Source organism: Rhodococcus sp. 1R11 (genome assembly GCF_004563845.1).
Classification (GTDB): Bacteria; Actinomycetota; Actinomycetes; order Mycobacteriales; family Mycobacteriaceae; genus Rhodococcoides.
In genome coordinates, this window is the sequence record NZ_SPNG01000007.1 from 65,894 (window position 1) to 88,653 (window position 22,760).

A 22,760-nucleotide genomic window follows, 5' to 3' on the forward strand; every position below is an offset into this window, starting at 1 on the left:
TGGGCAAGACACAAAAAAGGACCCCCTCGAAAGGGGGTCCTTTTTGTCTGACTGTGGTGCGCGATACTGGGATTGAACCAGTGACCTCTTCCGTGTCAGGGAAGCGCTCTCCCGCTGAGCTAATCGCGCATGTCCTCGCAACGGCCTTCACAACCGATGCACTAGCGAGGTGGAGACGGGAATCGAACCCGTGTGCACGGCTTTGCAGGCCGTTGCCTCACCACTCGGCCACTCCACCATGGGTCGAGACCCTCGAGCGGATGACGGGATTCGAACCCGCGACCCTCACCTTGGCAAGGTGATGCGCTACCACTGCGCCACATCCGCATACCCCGGAGGCGATCACTGCTGGGCAGTTGCTGTCTCCGTGGTGCGGGGAAAACATTAACCCAACGGGAGTGAAACTCACAAATCTCGTGGTCAGCCCCAGAATTCGGGTCTCTGGCGGCTGTGAACCGTGTGAAAGATGGGGTCGGGCGGGTCCGGGGGAGCGAGGTCTGCGCTCGACACAGGCGTCGAATGCGACATGAACGAGTCGGAGCAGGCGATTCGATCCGTTGCGACACCTCGTGTTAATGTTTTGCCTCGTTCGGTCCCGTGGCTCAGTGGAAGAGCGTCCGCTTCACACGCGGAAGGTCGCTGGTTCGATCCCAGCCGGGACCACAGACGCAGAAAGCCCGCGCCGCTTGTCGGTGCGGGCTTTTTCGTGTTCCGTCCCGGTAATCTGACCCGGTGAGCACCGACGGATCCACGTCCCGCGAGGCGGACGGCAAGACCAGCACAGCGGACTCGGGTGGTCCGGCAGAACAGCTGGCAAAGAAGCATCGACGGTTTCGGTCTCGCATCGCCGAGAACAAGTCGCTCGACCTCGCCTACCGGATCACCGTCGGTGTGGTCGGAACCGTGGTGTTGGCGTTGGGTGTGCTGGCCATTCCCTATCCCGGGCCCGGCTGGCTGATCGTGTTCGCAGGGCTGGGCATCCTGGCCTCGGAGTTCGAGTGGGCCAAGAGGGCGCTGCGCTTCGTCCGCAAGAGGTACGACGCGTTCATGGCCTGGTTCTCGAAGCAGTCGATCGTCGTCAAGGGACTCGGCGTGTTGTTCACGACGGTCGTCGTGCTCGCAACACTGTGGCTTCTGGGCACTTTCGCGCTGGTCGGAGGTTGGTTCGGCCTCGACTGGACCTGGCTCGAGAGTCCCTTGTGACGTACGCGCCGCGCTGAGGGCGGCGCGGTGGCCCGTTGCCGATAGGCTGTCGGAGGCCTTCCTGGCCAGATGAACCGATCGAGGAGTACATCGCTGTGAGCATGCCCGTTGTCGCCGCCGTCTCGCCCGCCCGCATCTCGGTGCAGGCAGGAACGACCGCAGGTACGGCGCTGCGCGACACCGGCCTGCCGAACAAGGGTCCCGACGCGATCGTGGTCGTGCGAGATCCGGAGGGCAAGCTCCGTGACTTGTCGTGGGCTCCCGACTCCGATACCGAGGTCGAGCCCGTGCCGGCCAACACCGAAGACGGGCGAAGCGTCATCAGGCATTCGGCCGCGCACGTCCTTGCTCAAGCCGTTCAGGAACTCTTCCCCGATGCCAAGCTGGGTATCGGCCCGTTCATCAAGGACGGCTTCTACTACGACTTCGACGTGAAGCAGCCGTTCACTCCCGAGGACCTGACTGCGCTCGAGAAGAAGATGAAGCAGATCGTCAAGGCCGGGCAGCGCTTCTCGCGTCGGGTGTACGAATCGGTGGAACAGGCCCGTGAAGAGTTGGCGAACGAGCCCTACAAGCTGGAACTGATCGACGACAAGTCCGGGATCGACGATCCCGAGGTCATGGAGGTCGGTGGGGGAGAGCTCACCGCGTACGACAACCTCAATCCCCGTACCGGTGAACGGATCTGGGGCGATCTGTGCCGCGGTCCGCACATCCCCACCACCAAGTACGTTCCCGCGTTCAAGCTCACCCGCAGCTCGGCTGCGTACTGGCGCGGCAACCAGGACAACGCCGATCTGCAACGCATCTACGGCACCGCCTGGGAGTCCACCGAGGCGCTCGATGCGCATCTCGAGTTGCTCGCCGAAGCCGAGCGTCGTGATCACCGCAAGCTCGGTTCCGAGTTGGACCTGTTCAGCTTTCCCGACGAACTGGGTTCCGGTCTTCCGGTGTTCCACCCCAAGGGCGGCGTGATCCGCAACGAACTCGAGAACTATTCGCGCCAGCGCCACATCGAAGAGGGCTACGAGTTCGTCAACACCCCGCACATCACCAAGGGCCACCTGTACGAGGTCTCCGGCCACCTCGATTGGTATCGGGACGGCATGTTCCCGGCGATGCACCTGGACGCCGAACTCGACGAGAACGGCGACGTGCGCAAGCCCGGCCAGGACTACTACCTCAAGCCGATGAACTGCCCGATGCACAATCTGATCTTCCGCTCCCGAGGTCGCTCGTACCGTGAACTGCCGCTACGCCTGTTCGAGTTCGGCTCGGTGTACCGCTACGAGAAGTCCGGCGTCATCCACGGTCTGACCCGAGTGCGCGGCATGACCCAGGACGACGCGCACATCTTCTGCACTCGCGAACAGATGCGCGGCGAGCTCACCAGCACCCTGGAATTCGTTCTCGGGCTGCTCAAGGACTACGGACTCGACGACTTCTACCTCGAACTGTCGACTCGCAACCCGGAGAAGTCCGTTGGCAGCGACGAGGTCTGGGAAGAGGCGACCAACACCCTTGCCGAGGTCGCGGCGGCGTCGGGTCTCGATCTGGTGCCCGACCCGGGCGGCGCCGCGTTCTACGGTCCCAAGATCTCTGTGCAGGCGAAGGATGCGCTCGGCCGCACCTGGCAGATGTCGACCATTCAGCTCGACTTCAACCTGCCCGAGCGCTTCGAGCTCGAGTACACCGGTTCCGGTGGTACCAAGGAACGCCCGGTGATGATTCACCGTGCCTTGTTCGGATCCATCGAGCGGTTCTTCGGTGTGCTCACCGAGCATTACGCCGGTGCTTTCCCGGCCTGGCTCGCGCCGGTGCAGGTCGTCGGAATTCCGGTGGCCGAGGTGCATCAGGACCACCTCTTCGCGGTCGTGAAGGAGCTGAAGAAGCGCGGCATCAGGGCCGAGGTCGACGCGAGCGACGACCGGATGCAGAAGAAGATCTTCAATCAGACAGCCCAGAAGGTCCCGTTCATGCTGCTGGCCGGCGAGCGCGACGTCGAAGCAGGCGCCGTCAGCTTCCGATTCCGGGACGGCACTCAGGTCAACGGGGTGCCGGTTGCGGAGGCCGTGACCGTGATCGCCGAGTGGATCGCCGCGCGCAACAACGCATCACCGACCGCCGAACTCGTGCAGACCAGTACCGCCGGAGTGAGCTGACATGGAAGAACACGACGAGTCGATCGTCGCCACCGGTGCCGGTGAGCCGGATCGGCTACAGCGATTGTGGACTCCGCATCGGATGTCCTACATCGCCGAGGCCCCACAGGGTTCGGCGCCGGGTTCGGCGAAGTCTACCGAGCCGTTCTCCGACATCCCGAAGATGACGGACGAGGACGGACTGGTCGTCGCACGAGGCGAATCGGTGTACGCCGTGCTCAATTTGTACCCGTACAACCCCGGCCACACGATGATCGTGCCCTACCGCCGTGTCGCTGCGCTCGAGGATCTCACCCCCGCCGAGAGCTCGGAGCTGATGGCGTTCACGCAGAAGATGATTCGCGTGATCAAGCGGGTGTCGAGCCCGCACGGTTTCAATGTCGGCCTCAATCTCGGGGCGGCTGCAGGCGGTTCGCTGGCCGAGCACCTGCACCAGCACATCGTGCCGCGGTGGGGTGGTGACGCCAACTTCATCACGGTGATCGGCGGTGCCAAGGTGATGCCGCAACTGCTCCGCGATACTCGGGCCCTGCTTGCCTCGGCCTGGAACGAATGAACCACCGGCAAGGGGAGCGTGCGGCGTGCTGAGCATCTTCGGCCGTGCGCCGGTCTCGAAGTTGACGGCGCCGTTGGGCCGCGCGCTCAACAGCACCGGCCTGACTCCGGACTCGGTGACCATCATCGGCACCATCGTCACCGTGGCCGCTGCGGTGACGATGTTTCCTGCCGGCTACCTGTGGTGGGGCTCGATCGTCATCACCCTGTTCGTTCTGTTCGACATGCTCGACGGCGCGATGGCTCGCGCGCGCGGAGGAGGCACCAAGTACGGTGCGGTTCTCGACGCGACGTGCGACCGCGTGGCGGACGGCGCGATCTTCGGCGGCTTGGCCTGGTGGGCCGTGTACTCCGAGAACGACAAGCTGCTGCTCGTTGCCACTCTCGTCTGCCTGGTCACCTCGCAGGTCATCTCGTACGCCAAAGCCCGCGCCGAGGCCAGTGGCCTGTCCGCCGACGGTGGTTGGATCGAACGACCCGACCGCCTCGTCATCGTTCTTGTCGGAGCGGGGTTCACCGGTGTCGGAAGACATTTCGACATTCCGTGGCTGGACAGTCTCATCTATCCGGCAATGTGGATTCTTGCCGCGCTCAGCATCGTGACGGTGTTTCAACGCGTGCTCGCAGTCCGCGGATCCGAGGGTGCCCGCGACATCATCGTGCCGCCGGCTTCCTCGGTCTCCGACGACGGTGGTGTGGAGCCGACATGAATCTGTCGGAACGCGCGTCCGACGCCGGGTACGCCGCGGGGTGGCGTCTGGTCCGGTCGTTACCCGAGGGTGTCGCCCGTCGACTGTTCGATCGTGGTGCCGACTTCGCGGCGTACCGTAACGGCGGCCCGGAGCAGCTCCGCCGCAACCTTGCTCGCGTGCTGGGGACCACGGCGGAGCAGGTGCCGGACGAGCTGATCCGAGACAGTGTTCGCTCCTACGCCCGGTACTGGCGTGAGGCATTCCGGCTGCCGTCGATGGACCTGGCCGCTCAGGCCGCCGTCATCGATCGGTGCGTGTACGGCAAGGAACATCTCGAAGCGGCGCTCGGTGCCGGCAAGGGCGTGGTGCTCGCACTACCGCACAGCGGCAACTGGGACATGGCCGGAATGTGGTTGGTACGGACGCACGGTGGCCTGTCGACCGTGGCAGAGAGGCTGAAGCCCGAGTCGCTGTACCAACGCTTCGTGGCGTATCGCGAGAGCCTGGGATTCGAGATCTTTCCGCTCAGCGGCGGCGAGCAACCGCCCCTGCAGGCGTTGTCCGAGAGACTGCGCCAGAACAAGGTGGTCTGCCTGCTCGGCGAACGAGACCTGGCCAAGCACGGAGTACCGGTGACCTTCTTCGGGGAACCGACACGAATGCCGGCGGGTGCGGCCAAGCTCGCCATCGACACCGGTGCCACGCTGCTCCCCGTGCACGGGTACTTCGACGGCGACGGTTGGGGATTCGACATCTCGCCCGCGGTGGACGTCTCACAGGGAGTAGCCGCTGCAACTCAGACGGTTGCGGATCATTTCGCCGCCGGAATCCGCGCTCATCCCGCAGATTGGCACATGCTGCAGCCGCTGTGGATGAGCGACTGGTCGGCAGAGCGCCGGGCCCGAATCGAGGGCACATGAGAATCGGCATGGTGTGCCCTTACTCGTTCGACGTGCCGGGCGGAGTGCAGGCCCACGTCCAGCAGTTGGCCGAGGTCTTCATCGAGCGTGGTCACCGGGTCAGCGTGCTGGCCCCCGCCTCGGAGGGCGTCGAGCTCCCCGATTTCGTGGTGTCGGCCGGAGAGGCGCTGGCCATTCCGTACAACGGTTCGGTCGCCCGGCTGCGATTCGGTCCCGTGACGTACTCACGAATCCGAAAGTGGATCTCGGAGAACGACTTCGACGTGCTGCACATTCACGAGCCCAATGCGCCCAGTCTGTCGATGCTCGCTCTCAAGGCCGCGGACGGTCCCATCGTGGCCACGTTCCACACATCCACCACCAAGTCTCTCGTGCTCAGCACCTTCCAGGGCGTGCTGCGGCCGTATCACGAGAAGATCAGCGGCCGGATCGCCGTGTCCGAGTTGGCGCGGCGATGGCAGGTCGAGGCGCTCGGGTCCGATGCGGTCGAAATTCCCAACGGTGTCTACGTGCCGGCGTTCGCCGACGCGGACGTGCTCGACGGCTATCCGCGTCCGGGCCGGACGGTGCTGTTCCTGGGCCGCTTCGACGAACCGCGCAAGGGAATGGCCGTGTTGCTGGGCGCGCTACCTGCCCTCGTCGAATCTCACCCCGACATCGAGATTCTCATCGTCGGCAGGGGCGACGAGGACAAGCTTCGCAAGGAAGCAGGTGCGCTGGCCTCGCATCTGACCTTCCTCGGCCAGGTGGACGACGCGACGAAGGCTTCCGCGATGCGTAGCGCCGACGTGTATTGCGCCCCCAACCTCGGCGGCGAAAGCTTCGGCATCGTTCTGGTGGAGGCGATGGCAGCCGGAACCCCCGTGGTGGCAAGCGAACTGGACGCGTTCCGTCGGGTCCTACGCGACGGCGCATGTGGCCTGCTGGTTCCGATCGACGATTCCGCGGCACTCGCGGCAGCGGTCACCTCCATTCTGTCCGACGACGCCGTCCGCGAGCGTCTCGTCGACGCCGCCTCGGCGGCCGTGTCCACGTACGACTGGCCTGTCGTCGCCGAGCAGATCCTGCGCGTGTACGAGACGGTCACCCTCGGCGGACAGAAAGTGCGAGCCGCGAGCTGATGACACTGTCTGCCGTCACCATCCTGGTCCTCGGACTGATCGCGGTTCTGATCCTCGTCGTCGGGCTGTGGGCCTACGGAACCGCCAACCGACTCGATCGGCTCCATGTTCGCACCGACCTCGCCTGGCAGGCCCTCGATGCCGCACTCGCGCGCCGAGCCGTCGTCGCGCGAGCCGTGTCGGCCGCCACCCGGGGCTCGGTGTCGTCGAGCAAAGAGCTTGCTGCACTGGCAGATCGAGCCGAACGCGCCGACCGGTCGCAGCGGGAGGAAGCAGAGAACGCGGTGTCCATGGCACTCGCCGTCGTCGAACCGGCCGCGCTGCCACCACAATTGGTCGCCGAACTCGCCGACGCCGAAGCACGCGTGTTGATCGCGCGACGCTTCCACAACGACGCCGTCCGAGACACCCTCGCTCTGCGGGTTCGCCGTCCGGTCCGTTGGCTGCATCTCGGCGGCACCGCGGCCCTGCCGTCGTACTTCGAGATCGCGGAGCGCTCGGCCGCGGCAACGTTCGGCAGCGAGACTCGTGCCACGCCGCGTACCTCCGCGCGGGTGGTGTTGCTCGACGAGCGTGGCCGTGTCCTGCTCCTGCGTGGACACGACCCCACGGTGCCCGAGACGTTCTTCTGGTTCACCATCGGAGGTGCGGTGGAGAAGGGGGAGTCCCTTCGCGAGGCAGCGGTACGCGAAGTGCACGAGGAGACCGGCCTGACCGTCGACGCGTCCGACCTGCGCGGACCGCTGTGGCGTCGAGTCGCGACCTTCCCGTTCAACGGAACGTTGATCCGGTCCGAGGAACTGTTCTTCGCGCATCGGACGCAGGAGTTCGAGCCCGAGAGTGCCGGGTTCACGGACTTCGAGCGACGAACCGTCACCGGGCATCGCTGGTGTACCGAGGCAGATATCCGGGCGCTGAGTGCGGTCGGCGAAAACGTGTACCCGCAGGACTTGGCCGAACTTCTCGACGAGGTCAACGTAGCGCTCGCGCGACGCGGCGACCCGGACGTCAGGGCTATCCGCTGACAATCTGGACCTTTCCGACCAGTCCAGCAATCTTCAAGTGGTTATGGGAAACGACGCGGTAGCGGCCTACAGTTCTGGGCGCGTCGCCGCGCCGGCCCGCCCCTTCGCGGGCAGGGCCGCGGCTCTGCGCGAAGATCCGGACTGCCGAGAACACAGGAGTTGGCTTGAGTACCCCACACGCCCCCAATTCGCCCGCTGCTTCCACTGGATCCGCTGACGGCGGGTCCAACGAGAACGGAATCGGCACCGCTCGCGTCAAGCGCGGTATGGCCGAGATGCTCAAGGGCGGCGTCATCATGGACGTGGTCACCGCAGACCAGGCGAAGATCGCCGAGGATGCCGGTGCCGTTGCCGTCATGGCGCTCGAGCGCGTTCCCGCCGACATCCGCGCGCAGGGCGGGGTGTCGCGGATGAGCGATCCGGACATGATCGACAGCATCATCTCCTCGGTCAGCATTCCGGTGATGGCCAAGGCCCGCATCGGGCACTTCGTCGAGGCGCAGATCCTGCAGAGCCTGGGTGTCGACTACATCGACGAGTCCGAGGTCCTCACCCCGGCCGACTACGCCAATCACATCGACAAGTGGAATTTCACCGTTCCGTTCGTGTGTGGTGCCACCAACCTGGGTGAAGCACTGCGTCGAATCACCGAGGGCGCAGCCATGATTCGCTCCAAGGGTGAGGCCGGCACCGGCGACGTCTCGAACGCGACGACCCACATGCGCAAGATTCGCGACGAGATTCGCCGTCTCACATCACTTCCCGAAGACGAGCTGTACGTCGCGGCGAAGGAACTGCAGGCTCCGTACGATCTCGTCGTCGAGATCGCCCGTGCCGGAAAGCTGCCCGTCACGTTGTTCACCGCCGGCGGCATCGCCACCCCGGCCGATGCGGCGATGATGATGCAACTCGGTGCCGAGGGAGTGTTCGTCGGATCGGGGATCTTCAAGTCCGGCAACCCGAAAGAACGTGCCGAGGCAATCGTCAAGGCCACTACCTTCTTCGACGATCCGGATGTCCTCGCCAAGGTTTCCCGTGGACTCGGCGAGGCGATGGTCGGCATCAACGTCGACGACCTGCCCGTCGCACACCGGCTCGCCGAGCGCGGTTGGTGACCGTCCTCTTCCGGTTGCGTAGCTACTGACTGCGTTCCAGTGCCGGGCGGTCCGGATGGTCCCAACGGACCGCGAAGTCCGGCCGCTCGGCGTAGTCGTCGATCGAGTCGTAGTGCTCGAGCAAGGGCGGCAAGGTCCAGTGCTCGGCCGGTTCCGTTCTTCTCCGCAGCGCGCCGTGCGACAACCGCAACTGCACTCGAAGATCGACGTCCAGTCCTCGGCCCAGCAGCATCGGACCGGCAATCAGGACTATGTGATTCGGCGCGGCCTCGACGGTACGAGCGCGAGCGGATCGATCGGTTGCCTCATCCCACAGACGCGGCAGATAGTGACCTCGGCCACCGGGACGCAGCGGCGCAATGACCTCGCGGATCACGGCATCGTAGTCGAACCACACAGTGCGGTAGCTCAATTCGTCCGTTCGCGAATACTCGAATCTGATGGACGCGGGCCGGACGTAATCGTGCAGGTCGACGACGTCGGCAGGCCTGCCCTGTGCGCGGGCGTGTTCGGCTGTGCGAGTGGCGAACTCGACCGGCCTCGCGGCGTCGGCACCGTCGACGACAACGATCGTTCGCGACCCGACGGGACACGCATCGACGATCGACCTCGTCAGGAGATCGGGAAATATCGGTATCGGTTGGCCCACACCGACCATCTTGCCTGGTCCACTCATTGTTAGCCTGAGCCGTTGTCACAGAAAGGTGGACACAGCCATGGCCAGCATCGAGGACATTCTCGAATTGGAACGAATCGAGAACGACATCTATCGGGGACGCACGTTCCCGAGCCGGCTGCCGCGCACCTTCGGCGGTCAGGTTGCCGGCCAGGCGCTCGTCGCAGCCGTGCGCACCGTGGCACCCGAGTTCCGCGTGCATTCGCTGCACGGCTACTTCCTTCGGCCGGGTAACCCGAACGAGCCGGCCGTGTTCATGGTCGATCGCATTCGGGACGGGCGGTCGTTCTGCACCCGTCGAGTGACCGGAATTCAGCAGGGCAAGGCCATCTTCACGATGTCCGCCTCTTTCCACGGCGACGACGACGGGATCTCGCATCAGGACCTCATGCCCGAGGTCGTCGGACCGGAATCGTTGCCCGATCCCACCACTCTCGCGGAGTACGACACCTCCTATTACAAGGAGTGGTCCGAATGGGACATCCGTTTGATCCCCGACGATCAGACCGTCAAGCATCCCAGTTTCGCTGCGCAGCAACGGGTGTGGTTCAGGTACCGCGACACGCTGCCCGACGATCAGGTGTTCCACGTCTGCGCGCTCGCCTACATGAGCGACATGACGTTGCTGGGGTCGGCCAAGGTGCCGCATCCGGACGCCGTCACGCAAACGGCCTCCCTCGACCACGCTCTGTGGTTTCTCCGTCCGTTCCGGGCCGACGAGTGGTTGCTCTACGACCAGACCTCGCCGTCCGCCGGCTTCGGCCGCGCCTTGACTCAGGGACGGATCTTCGACACGTCCGGCCGCATGGTCGCTGCCGTCGTGCAAGAGGGACTGATGCGCTACGAGCGAGACACCTCGAAGCCGCACGTCGATCCCTTCGGGTTGAAGTGACGGCCCCGACGATCGGCGTACTCGCACTGCAGGGCGATGTTCGCGAACACCTGGTCGCCCTGGAGTCGAGCGGTGCGCACGGAATCACCGTGCGTCGACCGGACGAACTCGCCCGGATCGACGGGTTGATCATCCCCGGCGGCGAATCCACGACGATGAGCACTCTGCTCGGTGTCTTCGATCTGCTCAGGCCACTGCGGGCTCGCCTGGCCGAGGGCATGCCTGCTTACGGATCGTGCGCGGGAATGATTCTGCTGGCGTCGGACATTCTCGACACACGGCCCGACGCAGAACACCTCGACGGTCTCGATATCACCGTGCGCCGCAACGCTTTCGGCCGACAGGTCGACTCGTTCGAAACCGATCTCGAATTCACCGACATCGAGGGCGGACCGATGCGCGCAGTGTTCATTCGCGCGCCCTGGGTCGAACGTGTCGGTGCGGACGTCGAGGTACTGGCCACCGTCCCGAACGGGCCTGCTGCGGGCCGCGTGGTTGCCGTGCGGCAGAACCGAGTGTTGGCCACCAGCTTCCATCCCGAGGTCACCGGAGACGATCGAGTGCACCGACTCTTCGTGGACATGGTGCGCAGCGCGTAGAAACCCGTAATCGCCGGTTGGGGCGGAGCGATGACACGGGCGAGTAAAGTCGACAACACTGATTTCGAGCAGGAAGGGGCCCTATCGCATGAGCGGCCACTCAAAATGGGCCACCACCAAGCACAAGAAGGCGGTGATCGACGCCCGACGTGGCAAGTCTTTCGCCAAGCTGATCAAGAACATCGAGGTGGCGGCCCGCACGGGTGGCGGTGACCCCACCGGGAACCCGACGCTCTTCGACGCCATTCAGAAGGCGAAGAAGACGTCGGTGCCCATCGACAACATCGAGCGGGCGCGCAAGCGTGGTGCAGGCGAAGAGACCGGTGGTGCCGATTGGCAGACCATCATGTACGAGGGCTACGGACCCAACGGTGTCGCCATCCTCATCGAGTGCCTCACCGACAACCGCAATCGCGCCGCAGGCGAGGTTCGCGTCGCGATGACGCGCAACGGCGGAAACATGGCCGATCCGGGTTCGGTGTCGTACCTGTTCTCGCGCAAGGGTGTGGTGACCCTCGAGAAGAACGGTCAGAGCGAGGACGACGTGCTGATGGCCGTTCTCGAAGCCGGCGCCGAGGAAGTCAACGACAACGGCGACACGTTCGAGGTCGTCAGTGAGCCGACCGACCTGGTCGCGGTGCGCACCGCCTTGCAGGAGGCCGGTATCGACTACGACTCGGCCGAGGCGAGCTTCCAGGCTTCGGTCAACGTTCCGGTGGACGCAGACGGAGCGCGCAAGGTCTTCAAGCTGATCGACGCCCTCGAAGACAGCGACGACGTGCAGAACGTCTGGTCCAACGTCGACCTGTCGGACGAGGTCATGGCCGAACTGGACGACGAGGACTGACCCGGTCCGCTTGCTCACAGTGATCGACCGGGTGTCGTAGCCCTGATCCGTCGGTGCGCTCCGCTACGCTATCGAACAACAGTTCGTAAGCGGAAGGTGTGGTGGCGTGCGGGTGATGGGTGTCGACCCCGGTCTCACCAGGTGTGGGCTCAGCTTGATCGAGGGAGGCGTCGGTCGCACAGTCGTCGCACTCGACGTGGATGTGGTCCGTACTCCTGCCGACATGGATCTCGCGCAGCGTCTGCTGCGGATATCCGAAGCAGCGGAATACTGGCTCGATACCCACAAGCCGTCGGTGGTGGCGATCGAGCGAGTGTTCGCGCAGCACAACGTTCGGACGGCCATGGGCACCGCGCAGGCCGGCGGCGTCATCGCACTGGCTGCGGCCCGTCGCGGTGTCGACGTCTGCTTCCACACTCCCAGCGAGGTGAAGGCAGCCGTCACCGGCAACGGTTCGGCCGACAAGGCGCAAGTCACCGCCATGGTCATGCGCATTCTCGGGCTGCAGACCGCGCCGACTCCCGCTGATGCCGCAGATGCGTTGGCTCTGGGTATCTGTCATTGCTGGCGCGCGCCGATGATCGCCCGGATGGCCAAAGCCGAGGCGATGGCCGCCGAACAGAAGCGTAAGTACGACGCGCGTCTGGCCGAGGAACGCAAAGCTCGCGCCGCGGTGGCGCGCAAAATCGAGAAACTGGCCAAGAAGGAGGCGGGCGCACGGTGATCGCATCCATTCGCGGGTCGGTGGTCGACATCGCTCTCGATCACGCTGTACTCGAGGCGGCCGGTGTCGGATATCGCGTCAATGCCACCCCGGCGACGTTGGCGACGCTGCATCGGGGGAGCGAGTCCACTCTGCTCACCACCATGATCGTCCGCGAGGACTCGCAAACGCTGTACGGGTTTCCCGACAAAGAATCACGTGAGCTGTTCGAGCTGCTGCTCACGGTTTCCGGAGTCGGGCCACGAATTGCGATGGCCACGCTTGCGGTGCACGAACCCGATTCCCTGCGAACAGCATTGGCGGACAGCGACATCGGGGCCCTCACCAGAGTTCCCGGTATCGGAAAGCGCGGGGCCGAGAGGATGGTGGTCGAACTGCGCGACAAGGTCGACGCCGTCGTCGGTCGCGCAGGCAGTTCCGTGGTGCCAGGTTCCGGGTCCGGCAACTCGATGCGCGATCAGATCGTCGAAGCTCTGATCGGTCTCGGATTCCCGGCGAAGCAGGCCGAGGAGGCCACCGACGCGGTACTTGCACAGCAGCCCGAGGCCACGACGTCCACCGCACTGCGGGCCGCGTTGGCGTACCTCGGTAAGTCCAGGTAGGTCGGCGTGACCGAGGACGACGAGTTCGGGGAATCTCAGGTCGGGGCGGAGGCCATGTCCGACGACCTCGACATCGAGACCAGTCTGCGTCCGAAGAACCTCACCGATTTCATCGGTCAGCCTCGGGTGCGTGAGCAACTGCAGCTGGTGCTCTCGGGGGCGAAGATGCGCGGCGGCACCCCCGATCACATCCTGATGTCGGGTCCGCCCGGCCTGGGAAAGACCAGCATGGCGATGATCATCGCCGCGGAGCTCGGCACGTCACTGCGGTTGACTTCCGGGCCCGCCCTCGAGCGTGCGGGCGATCTGGCCGCGATGCTGAGCAACCTCGTCGAGGGTGACGTGCTGTTCATCGACGAGATTCATCGGATCGCCCGGCCGGCCGAGGAAATGCTGTATTTGGCCATGGAGGACTTCCGCGTCGACGTGATCGTCGGTAAGGGGCCGGGAGCGACGTCCATTCCTTTGGAAGTCGCCCCGTTCACTCTGGTCGGTGCGACCACCCGGTCCGGCGCGCTCACCGGACCGCTGCGCGACCGCTTCGGGTTCGTGGCTCACATGGATTTCTACGAGCCGAGTGAACTCGAGCGAATTCTGATGCGATCCGCCGGGATTCTGGGTGTCCCCATCGACCGCGACGGCTGCGCCGAGATCGCAGGACGCTCGCGTGGTACACCCCGAATCGCGAACCGGCTGCTGCGCCGAGTTCGCGACTACGCCGACGTGCGCGGGGACGGCACCGTGACCCAGGACACCGCCAAGGCCGCGCTGGTTGTCTACGACGTGGACAAGCTCGGACTGGATCGCCTCGACCGTGCCGTACTCAGCGCGCTGATCCGAAGTTTCGGCGGGGGACCGGTGGGAGTGTCCACTCTCGCTGTCGCCGTCGGCGAGGAGCCCTCGACGGTCGAGGAAGTGTGCGAGCCGTTCCTGGTGCGGGCCGGGATGATCGCCCGCACTCCGCGTGGTCGCGTCGCCACCGCCGCCGCCTGGCATCACCTCGGTCTCACCCCGCCGCCGGATCTCGCAGTCGGGGGAATTTCGGTTCGATCGGCCGAGGTCCAGCAGGGATTATTCGAGTGAAACGGCCGCAACACGAGACGAACGGACCGAGCGGGCCGCAGGTGATGGCACACTGGGTAGCTGCGAGGCCCGCACCAGCGACGTTCTCGCACGAGACAATGACGATTATCGAACCGAACTTCGAGGACTGACCTTCCGATGGATTTGCTGTTTCCGCTGCTGATCGTGGCCCTTCTGGTACCGCTGTTTCTCAACGCGCGCCGACAGAAGAAGGTGCTGGCCAAGACCACGGAGATGCAGGACTCGCTGAAGGTCGGCGACGAGGTCGTCACCACCGCAGGCCTGTACGCACGAGTGGTCCTCGTCGAGGACGACACGATCGACCTCGAGATCGCCGACGGCGTCATCACCACGTGGTCACGCGCGGTCGTGCGTGAGGTTCTGCCCGACGCCACCGAGTTCGACGACAGTGAGTCCGACGAGAACACGTTCGATTCGGTGCCCGTCGCCGGCACCGCCGCAGTCGGACCCACCGAGGCGGCGGCGCCGTCGCTGACCAAGGACGTCGGCACCCCCGCCGACGAGACCGTCGAGCAGTCGACGAAGCGCCTCGAAAAAGAGTGACGTAGCGAGGATCCGAACCGCTGTCGGAGACACAATCCGGCAGCGGTTTCGTCTGCGGTGACCGTCGTGGTGCACAATCGCACCGCCCGCTGCTGACACAACGAGGCACGAGCCCACAGGAACAGACACTTTTCCACCGCCCAGAGGAGAATCACACACCGTGGCACCTTCCAGCGGATCGGTGCATCCCGCCCGCTATCTCGCCGTCTTCGCGGTGCTGATGGCGGCTGTGTATGCCCTGGTCTTCTTCACCGGAGACAAAGACCCCTCGCCGAAGTTGGGAATCGACCTGCAGGGCGGCACGCGAGTGACGCTGACTGCACGCACTCCCGACGGGAATGCGCCGTCGCAGGACAGCCTCAAGCAGGCGCAGCAGATCATCGAGACCCGCGTCAACGGTCTCGGCGTGTCCGGTTCCGAGGTGGTCATCGACGGCGACAATCTCGTCATCACGGTGCCCGGTGACGACAGCTCTCAGGCGAGAACTCTGGGACAGACCGCACGACTGTTCATTCGTCCTGTGGTGGGGTCGGTTGCACCATCCGCAGGCCAGGCGACGCCTGGTTCTCCGCAGACTCCGACGGACCCGGCTGCGCCGGCAGATCCCGCAGCACCGGCGGATCCGGCGGCTGCCGTCGATCCTGCTGCTCCAGCTGCTCCGCAGAGTCGGGTGTTTCCGGCGCAGGATCCGACGACGGTCGACCCGACCCCCGCTCCGACAACCGGTGCTCCTGCCTCGGACGCACCCGCGACGGACGCCCCGACCTCGAGTGATCCCGCCGACGACGCGTCGCTGTCCGACGCCGATCGTGCAGCCCAGGAGATCGCCGACGCGAAGGCGCTTCGGCAGAGCGAGGATCAGCAGATACAACAGCTCGCCATGCAGTCGCTCGACTGCAACGCCGCGGACCCGCTCGCCGGCAACGACGATCCCGCACTCCCGCTCGTCGCCTGCTCCACCGACGGAACAGCTGTGTACCTGCTCGGTCCCACGATCATCGACGGCCAGCAGATCGCCGACGCGACGTCGGGATTCGACAACCAGCAGGCTCAGTTCCAGGTGAGCCTGACGTTCGATTCCGAGGGATCGAACACCTGGGCGCAGTTCACGGCCGCGAACCTGCAGAAGCAGGCCGCATTCGTATTGGACTCGAAGGTGATCAGCGCGCCGACCATTCAGGGTGCCACTCCGGCCGGTAGCGCGACGTCGATCACCGGTAGCTTCAACGCGCAGACCGCTTCCGAGTTGGCCAACACGCTCAAGTACGGTTCGCTGCCGCTGTCGTTCGTGTCCTCCGAGGCCGAAACGGTCTCGGCCACACTGGGATTGGCGTCGCTCGAAGCAGGCCTGATCGCCGGTGCCATCGGCCTCGCCCTCGTGCTGGTCTACTGCCTGCTGTACTACCGAGCCCTCGGCCTGCTCACGGCTCTGTCCTTGGCGCTGGCCGGGCTCGTCGTCTACGGCATCCTGATCCTGCTCGGCAGGTGGATCAGCTTCACCCTCGACCTCGCCGGCATCGCAGGCCTGATCATCGGTATCGGTATGACGGCCGACTCCTTCGTGGTGTTCTTCGAACGCATCAAGGACGAGATTCGCGAGGGGCGCAGCTTCCGTTCCGCAGTGCCCCGCGGTTGGGCCCGCGCACGCAAGACCATCCTGTCCGGCAACGCAGTCAGTTTCATCGCAGCCGCCGTTCTGTACGTACTGGCAGTCGGTCAGGTGCGCGGTTTCGCGTTCACGCTGGGACTGACGACCATCCTCGACGTCATCGTCGTGGTGCTGGTGACGTGGCCGCTGGTGAATCTGGCGTCGAAGTCGAAATTCTGGTCCAAGCCGTCCGTCAACGGTCTCGGCGCGGTCCAGCAGATCGCGCTCGAACGAAAGCGCGCCGCCAACAAGGCAGTCGCCGTCAAGACCGGCGCCGCGTCGCCGTCGAAGGAGGCATGACATGTCCGATACGGCCACCTCGACCCCATCGCCCCTCGACGATTCGAGCGTCGACCAGTCCACCCAGCCCAGGCACAGTTGGCTCTCGCGCCTCTACACCGGCACCGGGGCATTCGAGATCGTCGGACGCCGCAGGTTCTACTACGTGCTGACCGGCGTCATCGTGCTGATCTGCCTGCTCAGCTTCCTCGTGCGTGGGTTCACGCTGGGTATCGACTTCGAGGGCGGCACCCGCATCGCGTTGCCCGCCGCGGACAACATCTCCACCGAGCAGGTCGAAACCGTCTACAACGACTCGCTGGGCATGCCCCCGGTGTCGGTCCAGACGGTCGGCTCGGGTGCCGCGGCCACGGTGCAGATCCGTTCCGAGGCGCTCGATCCAGCCGAAGTCGACACACTCCGTCAGGCGCTCTTCCAGTCCTTCCAGCCGCAGGACAACTCGGGCACCGCAACGCCCAATGCCATCAGCGTCTCCGACGTCAGTGAGACATGGGGCAGTCAGATCACCCAGAAGGCTCTGATAGCCCTGGCGGTGTTCCTGGTGATCGTCAGCATCTACATCGCCATCCGATACGAACGAGACATGGCGCTGGCGGCCCTGGCCGCACTGGGCTTCGACCTCGTCGTCACCGCAGGCGTCTATTCACTCGTCGGCTTCGAGGTGACCCCCGCGACGGTGATCGGTCTGCTGACCATTCTTGGTTTCTCGCTGTACGACTCCGTCGTGGTGTTCGACAAGGTGGAGGAGAACACCCGCGGCATCCTGAACCTGCATCGCAAGACGTACGCGGAGCAGGCGAACCTGGCTGTCAACCAGACTCTGATGCGATCGATCAACACGACCGTGATCGGTGTCCTGCCGGTCATCGCGTTGATGATCGTCGCGGTCTGGCTGTTGGGCGTGGGAACGCTGAAGGACCTCGCTCTCGTGCAGCTCGTCGGCATGATCGTCGGTGCGTACTCGTCGATCTTCTTCGCCACGCCGCTGTTGGTGACCCTGAAGGAGAAGTGGGGCCCGGTAGCGGTCCACACTCGCAAGGTTCACTCCAAGCGCGCAGACGCGGCGGCGCGCGCTGCCGGTCTCGCACCCGAACCGGTGGCCGTCGGCGTGGATGTCAGCAAGGCGTCGGCACCGCAGCCCGGCAATCGCCCCACTGGGAAGCGGAACAAGAAGCGCCGATAGCGAGATCGTAGAGATGGAGAGTGCACGTGGAACGTAGGTGGAGCGCGGCACTGCTGGCAGCGGGTCTGGCCGCAGTGTCGCTCACCGCATGTTCGGCCTCGGAGGACAAGGTGCCTTCCATCGGGTACTCGTTCGACAACGTGGTGAACAACTACAACGCCAGAACCGTCGACGGGGCCGCGTCGGGAGCACGCCAGGCATTCACCCGAGTTCAGGTCGGGTTCAGCTACCTCGGACCGGACGGTGATGCACTGTCGGACAACGACATCGGTACCGTCGCGGTGGTGCCCGGTGACGTGCTGACGCTGCAGTACACGATCGCGCCCGCGGCGAAGTATTCCGACGGCGCACCGATGGCGTGCGACGACCTGGTGTTGGCGTGGGCCGCCAACAGCGGACGGTTCGCCACCGACCGTCCCCTGTTCGACGCGGCGTCGACGGCGGGATACTCCGACATCGCGAGCATCGACTGCGTCCCCGGGTCCAAGGACGCCACCGTCGTCTTCGCACCGGGCCGCAGCTACCAGAACTGGCGAGCTCTGTTCGGCGCCACCGATCTGTTGCCCGCACACGTGGCTGCGCGCGCGGCCGGGGTACCGAACGTCGTCGATCCCATCGTGGCCGGTGATGACGGTGTCGTCTCTCGGATCGCCGACTTCTGGAACACCGGGTGGACGTTGACGCCCGGTTCTGTCGACACGTCGCTGTTGCCGTCGGCAGGTCCGTACCGCGTCGACTCGTACACCGCCGAGGACGGGTTGGTTCTGGTCGCGAACGATGCCTGGTGGGGCATTCCGCCCGAGACGCAGAGAGTCGTGATCTGGCCCAAGGGCACAGGCGTCCCGGCCAAGATTGCCGATGGATCTCTGGACGTGATCGACCAGGGTGCCGGCGCGATCGATCTGGGTTCGACAGAGGGGTTCGAGACCGTCACCGAACCGTCGCGAGGCGTCGAGCAGCTGACGTTCGCGACCCAGGGCGCGCTGGCGGAGGCGAGTGCTCGCCGGGCCGTGGCCGCATGCATCCCGCGAACGGACCTGTTCGACACACTCGGGCACCCTGGCTTCGAGGCACCGCCGGCCGGGCCCGGCTCCGGGATCGTCGATTCTCGGCTGATGCAACCGGACACACTGGTGTACCCCTCGGTGGCTGCGACGGTCGGAGACCGGTACCAGCGGTCGGACCGGGACCGCGCGGGCAAGGAACTGGCCGCGTCGGGTAACAGTGCGCTGACCGTACGCGTCGGCTACCTCGCACCGGACGCCCGCCGCGCCCAGCTGGTCAGCCGAATGGCGACCGATTGTGCGGCGGCGGGAATCACCGTCGAGGACGCGAGCTCGCCGGAGTTCACGCCGTCCGCGCTGCGTGCCGGAGCAGTGGACGCCGTTCTCGGCGGCGCGGGCTCACTGCCAGGGCCGACCGGCTCGGCGTCGTCCGTCGTCGCACGGTACTCGTTGCGAACCGGTGTCGGCCTCAACGTGGGCGGGTACAGCAACGGGCGGATCGACTCGATCGTCGACCAGCTGGCGGTGATCGACGATCCCGAGCGCGTGCTGGCGTTGGCGACCGAAGGCGAGAACATTCTGTGGAACGACATGCCGTCGCTTCCGCTGTACAGCGAGCCGCGCACCACCGTCGTCAGCGACGGTATGCAGGACGTCGTGGCCAACCCCACGGCGGCCGGTGCCGGCTGGAACATGGATCGGTGGGTACTTCTGAGATGAGCGACGCGACGGTGACCCCGGACGGCGGGGTGCGCGGTGATGCCGTGTCGGCCGTGCATCGGCTGACGCGGTGGGTCGACGACTTTCCTGTGGCCGGAGTGCGGTTCGGCGACCTGACCCCTGTATTCGCCGAGGGGCCCGCGCTGCGCAGTGTCGTCACGGCACTGGCGGAGGGTTTCGAGAACGTCGATCTCGTGGCCGGAATCGATGCCCGAGGGTTTCTGCTCGGGGCGGGCGTAGCCCTCGAGCTCGGGTGCGGGGTGCTCGCAGTACGCAAGGCGGGCAAACTGCCGCCGCCCGTGCACTCACGAACCTACGATCTCGAATACGGAACCGCCGAACTGCAGATTCCGACCTCCATCGAGCTGACCGGTCGACGGGTGCTGGTGGTCGACGATGTCCTCGCTACCGGCGGTACCGTCGATGCCACGGCTCGACTGTTGGCCGAGCAGGGCGCGGTGGTGGTCGGAGCGACCGTGGTGCTGGAAATCGACGCGCTCGACGGCCGCGACAAGTGCAGTGACTACCCGCTCGCCTGCCTGGTTCGAGTCTGAGGACTAAAGTCGACTGATACAGCGTCGACCAGATACGTCCTGGCGTCGGCGCGAATGTGTGGCAGGAGGTGATGAGAGTGACCCGTTACATCGATCAGCCCTTGCCCGAGCGGCCCGCAGTCGCCGATCGGCCGGGAACCGGTCAGGATTCGGTGGCCGGAGACACGAGCGCGGTCGTCGATACTGCAGTGGTCGACGATCCTGTGGTGGACAGACCTGCCGTGCGCGAGTCGGTGTCGAGTGATTCGGCACAGGCCGATGACCAGGCACCGTCGGGTGCACGCAATTCGGCCCCCGTGCCCACCTCGGCCTCGCGTCGAGTTCGGGCGCGGCTCGCCCGTCGCATCACGGCCGGACGCAGCGCAGCGGTCAAGCCCGTCCTCGAACCTCTGGTCAGTCTGCATCGCGAGCTGTATCCCAAGGCCGATCTGACGCTGCTCCAGCGGGCCTACGACGTCGCGGACGAGCTGCATTCCACACAGATGCGCAAGTCCGGCGACCCGTACATCACCCACCCACTTGCCGTGGCGAACATTCTCGCCGAACTGGGCATGGACACCACCACGCTGGTTGCGGCCCTGCTGCACGACACGGTGGAGGACACCGGCTACTCGTTGGCCAAGTTGACCGAGGAGTTCGGTGACGAGGTGTCCCATCTGGTCGACGGGGTCACCAAGCTGGACAAGGTCGTGCTGGGGACGGCCGCCGAGGGCGAGACCATCCGCAAGATGATCATCGCGATGGCACGAGACCCACGAGTGTTGGTCATCAAGGTCGCCGATCGACTGCACAACATGCGCACGATGCGATTCCTGCCCCCGGAGAAGCAGGCCCGCAAAGCCAAGGAAACGCTGGAAGTCATTGCGCCGCTTGCTCATCGGCTGGGCATGGCCACCGTCAAATGGGAGCTCGAAGATCTGGCCTTCGCCATTCTCCATCCCAAGAAGTACGACGAGATCGTTCGGCTGGTCGCCGATCGGGCACCGTCGCGCGACACGTACCTCGAGAAGGTACGGGCCGAGATCAACGCCACACTGGCGGCATCGAGAATCAGCGCCGTCGTCGAGGGACGTCCCAAGCACTACTGGTCGATCTACCAGAAGATGATCGTCAAAGGCCGCGACTTCGACGACATCCACGACCTCGTGGGAGTGCGGATTCTGTGCGACGAGATCCGCGACTGCTATGCCGCTGTGGGCGTCGTGCACTCGCTGTGGCAGCCGATGGCGGGCCGCTTCAAGGACTACATCGCGCAGCCACGGTACGGCGTCTACCAGTCGCTGCACACCACGGTGATCGGGCCCGAGGGCAAGCCGCTCGAAGTCCAGATTCGCACCAGGGACATGCACCGCACCGCGGAGTTCGGTATCGCTGCTCACTGGCGGTACAAGGAGACCAAGGGCAAGCATTCGCAGGACAACGCCGAGGTCGACGACATGGCGTGGATGCGTCAGTTGCTCGACTGGCAGCGTGAAGCGGCCGACCCTGGCGAGTTCCTCGAATCTCTGCGCTACGACCTGGCGGTCAAGGAGATCTTCGTCTTCACCCCGAAGGGCGATGTCGTCACGCTTCCCGCCGGATCGTGTCCGGTCGACTTCGCGTATGCGGTGCACACCGAAGTGGGTCACCGCTGTATCGGAGCCCGGGTCAACGGTCGCCTGGTGGCACTCGAACGAACCCTCGACAACGGCGAGGTGGTCGAGGTCTTCACGTCCAAGGCTGTCACGGCCGGGCCGAGTCGAGATTGGCAGGGCTTCGTCGCGTCACCGCGTGCGAAGACCAAGATCCGTCAGTGGTTCGCCAAGGAACGTCGCGAAGAGGCCCTCGAAGCCGGTAAGGACGCCATCGCGAAAGAGGTCCGTCGCGGCGGACTTCCGTTGCAGCGCTTGATGAATGCCGAGTCCATGTCGGCTATCTCCCACGAACTGCGGTACGTGGACGTGTCGGCGTTGTACACCGCGGTCGGTGAGAACCACGTTTCTGCTCGCCACGTAGTGCAGAGGCTGGTCGCTCATCTCGGTGGTGTCGGTGACGTCGAGGAAGAGCTCGCGGAACGCTCCACGCCGTCGACGATTCCGACCAGACCGCGTCAGGTCGGAGACGCCGGGGTGTTGGTCACCGGTGCCGAGGGTGTCGTGGCGAAACTGGCCAAGTGCTGCACCCCCGTTCCCGGGGACGAGATACTCGGGTTCGTCACCCGCGGCGGGTCCGTCAGCGTCCACCGAACCGACTGCACCAATGCGCGGTCGCTCGAGGAGCAGTCCGAGCGCTTCATCGAGGTTCAATGGGCACCGTCGGCCTCTTCGGTGTTCCTCGTCGCGATCCAGATCGAGGCTCTGGACCGGCATCGGTTGCTCTCGGATGTCACGAAGGCTCTGGCCGACGAGAAGGTCAACATCCTTTCGGCCTCCGTTGCGACGTCGGGCGATCGGGTCGCGATCAGCAAGTTCACGTTCGAGATGGGTGACCCGAAGCATCTGGGGCATGTGCTCAACGTCGTGCGCAACGTGGAGGGTGTGTACGACGTGTACAGGCTCACGTCGGCGGCCTGACCGAACACCGACCCGGTAC

21 protein-coding genes and 4 tRNA genes are annotated in these 22,760 nt (G+C 65.2%); 21 read left to right on the forward strand and 4 right to left on the reverse strand.

What is annotated here, in order from left to right:
• Positions 1-54: 54 nt before the first annotated feature.
• From E4P29_RS14080 to E4P29_RS14090, 3 genes are all read right to left on the reverse strand, one after another.
• Positions 55-129 (reverse strand) — tRNA-Val (locus E4P29_RS14080).
• A gap of 38 nt (positions 130-167) precedes the next feature.
• Positions 168-238 (reverse strand) — tRNA-Cys (locus tag E4P29_RS14085).
• A gap of 17 nt (positions 239-255) precedes the next feature.
• Positions 256-327 (reverse strand) — tRNA-Gly (locus E4P29_RS14090).
• 264 nt (positions 328-591) lie between these two features.
• Between E4P29_RS14090 and E4P29_RS14095 the strand changes: the two genes are divergently transcribed.
• The 9 genes from E4P29_RS14095 (at position 592) to pdxS (ending at position 8,793) form a co-directional block, all read left to right on the forward strand.
• Positions 592-663, forward strand: a tRNA-Val gene (locus E4P29_RS14095).
• A gap of 147 nt (positions 664-810) precedes the next feature.
• Entirely contained in the window at positions 811-1,203 is a 393-nt protein-coding gene (locus tag E4P29_RS14100; RefSeq protein WP_135045883.1) for a TIGR02611 family protein, read from the forward strand.
• Positions 1,204-1,304: 101 nt separating this feature from the next.
• Complete coding sequence (gene thrS / locus E4P29_RS14105; RefSeq protein WP_135045885.1) at positions 1,305-3,365, forward strand: threonine--tRNA ligase; 2,061 nt, start codon at positions 1,305-1,307, stop codon at positions 3,363-3,365.
• A 1-nt stretch (position 3,366) separates the two neighbouring features.
• Positions 3,367-3,921: an HIT domain-containing protein gene (locus tag E4P29_RS14110; RefSeq protein ID WP_135045573.1), complete on the forward strand. Its 555-nt coding sequence runs from the start codon at positions 3,367-3,369 to the stop codon at positions 3,919-3,921.
• Between the two features lie 25 nt (positions 3,922-3,946).
• Positions 3,947-4,630: a phosphatidylinositol phosphate synthase gene (gene pgsA, locus E4P29_RS14115; RefSeq protein WP_135045575.1), complete on the forward strand. Its 684-nt coding sequence runs from the start codon at positions 3,947-3,949 to the stop codon at positions 4,628-4,630.
• Complete coding sequence (locus tag E4P29_RS14120) at positions 4,627-5,532, forward strand: phosphatidylinositol mannoside acyltransferase (RefSeq protein WP_135045577.1); 906 nt, start codon at positions 4,627-4,629, stop codon at positions 5,530-5,532. Before pgsA ends, E4P29_RS14120 begins: the two co-directional genes overlap by 4 nt.
• Positions 5,529-6,653 (forward strand): glycosyltransferase family 4 protein, encoded by a 1,125-nt coding sequence (locus E4P29_RS14125; protein WP_135045579.1) that lies wholly within the window; start codon positions 5,529-5,531, stop codon positions 6,651-6,653. Before E4P29_RS14120 ends, E4P29_RS14125 begins: the two co-directional genes overlap by 4 nt.
• Positions 6,653-7,678: an NUDIX domain-containing protein gene (locus E4P29_RS14130; RefSeq protein ID WP_032365079.1), complete on the forward strand. Its 1,026-nt coding sequence runs from the start codon at positions 6,653-6,655 to the stop codon at positions 7,676-7,678. The genes E4P29_RS14125 and E4P29_RS14130 overlap by 1 nt, the downstream gene beginning before the upstream one ends.
• A 239-nt stretch (positions 7,679-7,917) precedes the next feature.
• The gene (gene pdxS / locus E4P29_RS14135; protein WP_094652899.1) at positions 7,918-8,793 is read left to right on the forward strand and encodes a pyridoxal 5'-phosphate synthase lyase subunit PdxS; all 876 of its coding nucleotides are present in this window, start codon (positions 7,918-7,920) and stop codon (positions 8,791-8,793) included.
• A 22-nt stretch (positions 8,794-8,815) separates the two neighbouring features.
• Here the strand turns inward: pdxS and E4P29_RS14140 are convergent, their stop codons facing one another.
• A complete protein-coding gene (locus tag E4P29_RS14140) occupies positions 8,816-9,469 on the reverse strand; it encodes a hypothetical protein (protein ID WP_245154327.1) in 654 nt (217 codons plus the stop codon).
• Between the two features lie 40 nt (positions 9,470-9,509).
• On the opposite strand from E4P29_RS14140, the gene E4P29_RS14145 reads away from it, so the two are divergent.
• The 12 genes from E4P29_RS14145 to E4P29_RS14200 all read left to right on the forward strand — a co-directional run bounded on the left by E4P29_RS14145 (position 9,510) and on the right by E4P29_RS14200 (position 22,741).
• Positions 9,510-10,361, forward strand: a complete 852-nt coding sequence (locus E4P29_RS14145; RefSeq protein ID WP_135045581.1) for an acyl-CoA thioesterase II — start codon at positions 9,510-9,512, stop codon at positions 10,359-10,361.
• Positions 10,358-10,960, forward strand: coding sequence for a pyridoxal 5'-phosphate synthase glutaminase subunit PdxT (gene pdxT, locus E4P29_RS14150; protein ID WP_135045583.1), 603 nt, complete (start codon positions 10,358-10,360; stop codon positions 10,958-10,960). The genes E4P29_RS14145 and pdxT overlap by 4 nt, the downstream gene beginning before the upstream one ends.
• A gap of 88 nt (positions 10,961-11,048) precedes the next feature.
• Positions 11,049-11,807 carry a YebC/PmpR family DNA-binding transcriptional regulator gene (locus tag E4P29_RS14155; protein WP_135045585.1) on the forward strand — a complete coding sequence of 253 codons (759 nt, stop codon included), beginning with the start codon at positions 11,049-11,051 and terminating at the stop codon, positions 11,805-11,807.
• A gap of 106 nt (positions 11,808-11,913) precedes the next feature.
• Positions 11,914-12,531 (forward strand): crossover junction endodeoxyribonuclease RuvC, encoded by a 618-nt coding sequence (ruvC, locus tag E4P29_RS14160; RefSeq protein ID WP_135045587.1) that lies wholly within the window; start codon positions 11,914-11,916, stop codon positions 12,529-12,531.
• Positions 12,528-13,133, forward strand: a complete 606-nt coding sequence (gene ruvA, locus E4P29_RS14165; protein WP_135045589.1) for a Holliday junction branch migration protein RuvA — start codon at positions 12,528-12,530, stop codon at positions 13,131-13,133. Before ruvC ends, ruvA begins: the two co-directional genes overlap by 4 nt.
• Before the next feature lie 54 nt (positions 13,134-13,187).
• Complete coding sequence (ruvB, locus tag E4P29_RS14170; RefSeq protein ID WP_045841916.1) at positions 13,188-14,216, forward strand: Holliday junction branch migration DNA helicase RuvB; 1,029 nt, start codon at positions 13,188-13,190, stop codon at positions 14,214-14,216.
• Positions 14,217-14,354: 138 nt separating this feature from the next.
• Positions 14,355-14,780 (forward strand): preprotein translocase subunit YajC, encoded by a 426-nt coding sequence (gene yajC, locus E4P29_RS14175; protein WP_135045591.1) that lies wholly within the window; start codon positions 14,355-14,357, stop codon positions 14,778-14,780.
• A gap of 160 nt (positions 14,781-14,940) precedes the next feature.
• Positions 14,941-16,728: a protein translocase subunit SecD gene (secD, locus tag E4P29_RS14180; protein ID WP_135045593.1), complete on the forward strand. Its 1,788-nt coding sequence runs from the start codon at positions 14,941-14,943 to the stop codon at positions 16,726-16,728.
• 1 nt (position 16,729) lies between these two features.
• Complete coding sequence (gene secF, locus E4P29_RS14185) at positions 16,730-17,911, forward strand: protein translocase subunit SecF (RefSeq protein WP_027496949.1); 1,182 nt, start codon at positions 16,730-16,732, stop codon at positions 17,909-17,911.
• A 20-nt stretch (positions 17,912-17,931) separates the two neighbouring features.
• Positions 17,932-19,635: an ABC transporter substrate-binding protein gene (locus E4P29_RS14190; protein WP_135045595.1), complete on the forward strand. Its 1,704-nt coding sequence runs from the start codon at positions 17,932-17,934 to the stop codon at positions 19,633-19,635.
• Complete coding sequence (locus tag E4P29_RS14195) at positions 19,632-20,189, forward strand: adenine phosphoribosyltransferase (protein WP_135045889.1); 558 nt, start codon at positions 19,632-19,634, stop codon at positions 20,187-20,189. Before E4P29_RS14190 ends, E4P29_RS14195 begins: the two co-directional genes overlap by 4 nt.
• 233 nt (positions 20,190-20,422) lie before the next feature.
• Positions 20,423-22,741 carry a RelA/SpoT family protein gene (locus E4P29_RS14200; RefSeq protein ID WP_032365110.1) on the forward strand — a complete coding sequence of 773 codons (2,319 nt, stop codon included), beginning with the start codon at positions 20,423-20,425 and terminating at the stop codon, positions 22,739-22,741.
• Positions 22,742-22,760: the final 19 nt, after the last annotated feature.

What these genes read in the sequence shown, in the direction of transcription:
- yajC (WP_135045591.1), top strand. Translation starts at nt 14,355, where the DNA reads ATGGATTTGCTGTTTCCGCTGCTGATCGTGGCCCTTCTGGTACCGCTG.
- thrS (WP_135045885.1), top strand. Translation starts at nt 1,305, where the DNA reads ATGCCCGTTGTCGCCGCCGTCTCGCCCGCCCGCATCTCGGTGCAGGCA.
- E4P29_RS14155 (WP_135045585.1), top strand. Translation starts at nt 11,049, where the DNA reads ATGAGCGGCCACTCAAAATGGGCCACCACCAAGCACAAGAAGGCGGTG.
- E4P29_RS14110 (WP_135045573.1), top strand. Translation starts at nt 3,367, where the DNA reads ATGGAAGAACACGACGAGTCGATCGTCGCCACCGGTGCCGGTGAGCCG.
- E4P29_RS14140 (WP_245154327.1), bottom strand. Translation starts at nt 9,469, where the DNA reads ATGAGTGGACCAGGCAAGATGGTCGGTGTGGGCCAACCGATACCGATA.
- E4P29_RS14145 (WP_135045581.1), top strand. Translation starts at nt 9,510, where the DNA reads ATGGCCAGCATCGAGGACATTCTCGAATTGGAACGAATCGAGAACGAC.
- E4P29_RS14195 (WP_135045889.1), top strand. Translation starts at nt 19,632, where the DNA reads ATGAGCGACGCGACGGTGACCCCGGACGGCGGGGTGCGCGGTGATGCC.
- secF (WP_027496949.1), top strand. Translation starts at nt 16,730, where the DNA reads ATGTCCGATACGGCCACCTCGACCCCATCGCCCCTCGACGATTCGAGC.
- E4P29_RS14130 (WP_032365079.1), top strand. Translation starts at nt 6,653, where the DNA reads ATGACACTGTCTGCCGTCACCATCCTGGTCCTCGGACTGATCGCGGTT.
- E4P29_RS14125 (WP_135045579.1), top strand. Translation starts at nt 5,529, where the DNA reads ATGAGAATCGGCATGGTGTGCCCTTACTCGTTCGACGTGCCGGGCGGA.
- ruvB (WP_045841916.1), top strand. Translation starts at nt 13,188, where the DNA reads ATGTCCGACGACCTCGACATCGAGACCAGTCTGCGTCCGAAGAACCTC.
- E4P29_RS14120 (WP_135045577.1), top strand. Translation starts at nt 4,627, where the DNA reads ATGAATCTGTCGGAACGCGCGTCCGACGCCGGGTACGCCGCGGGGTGG.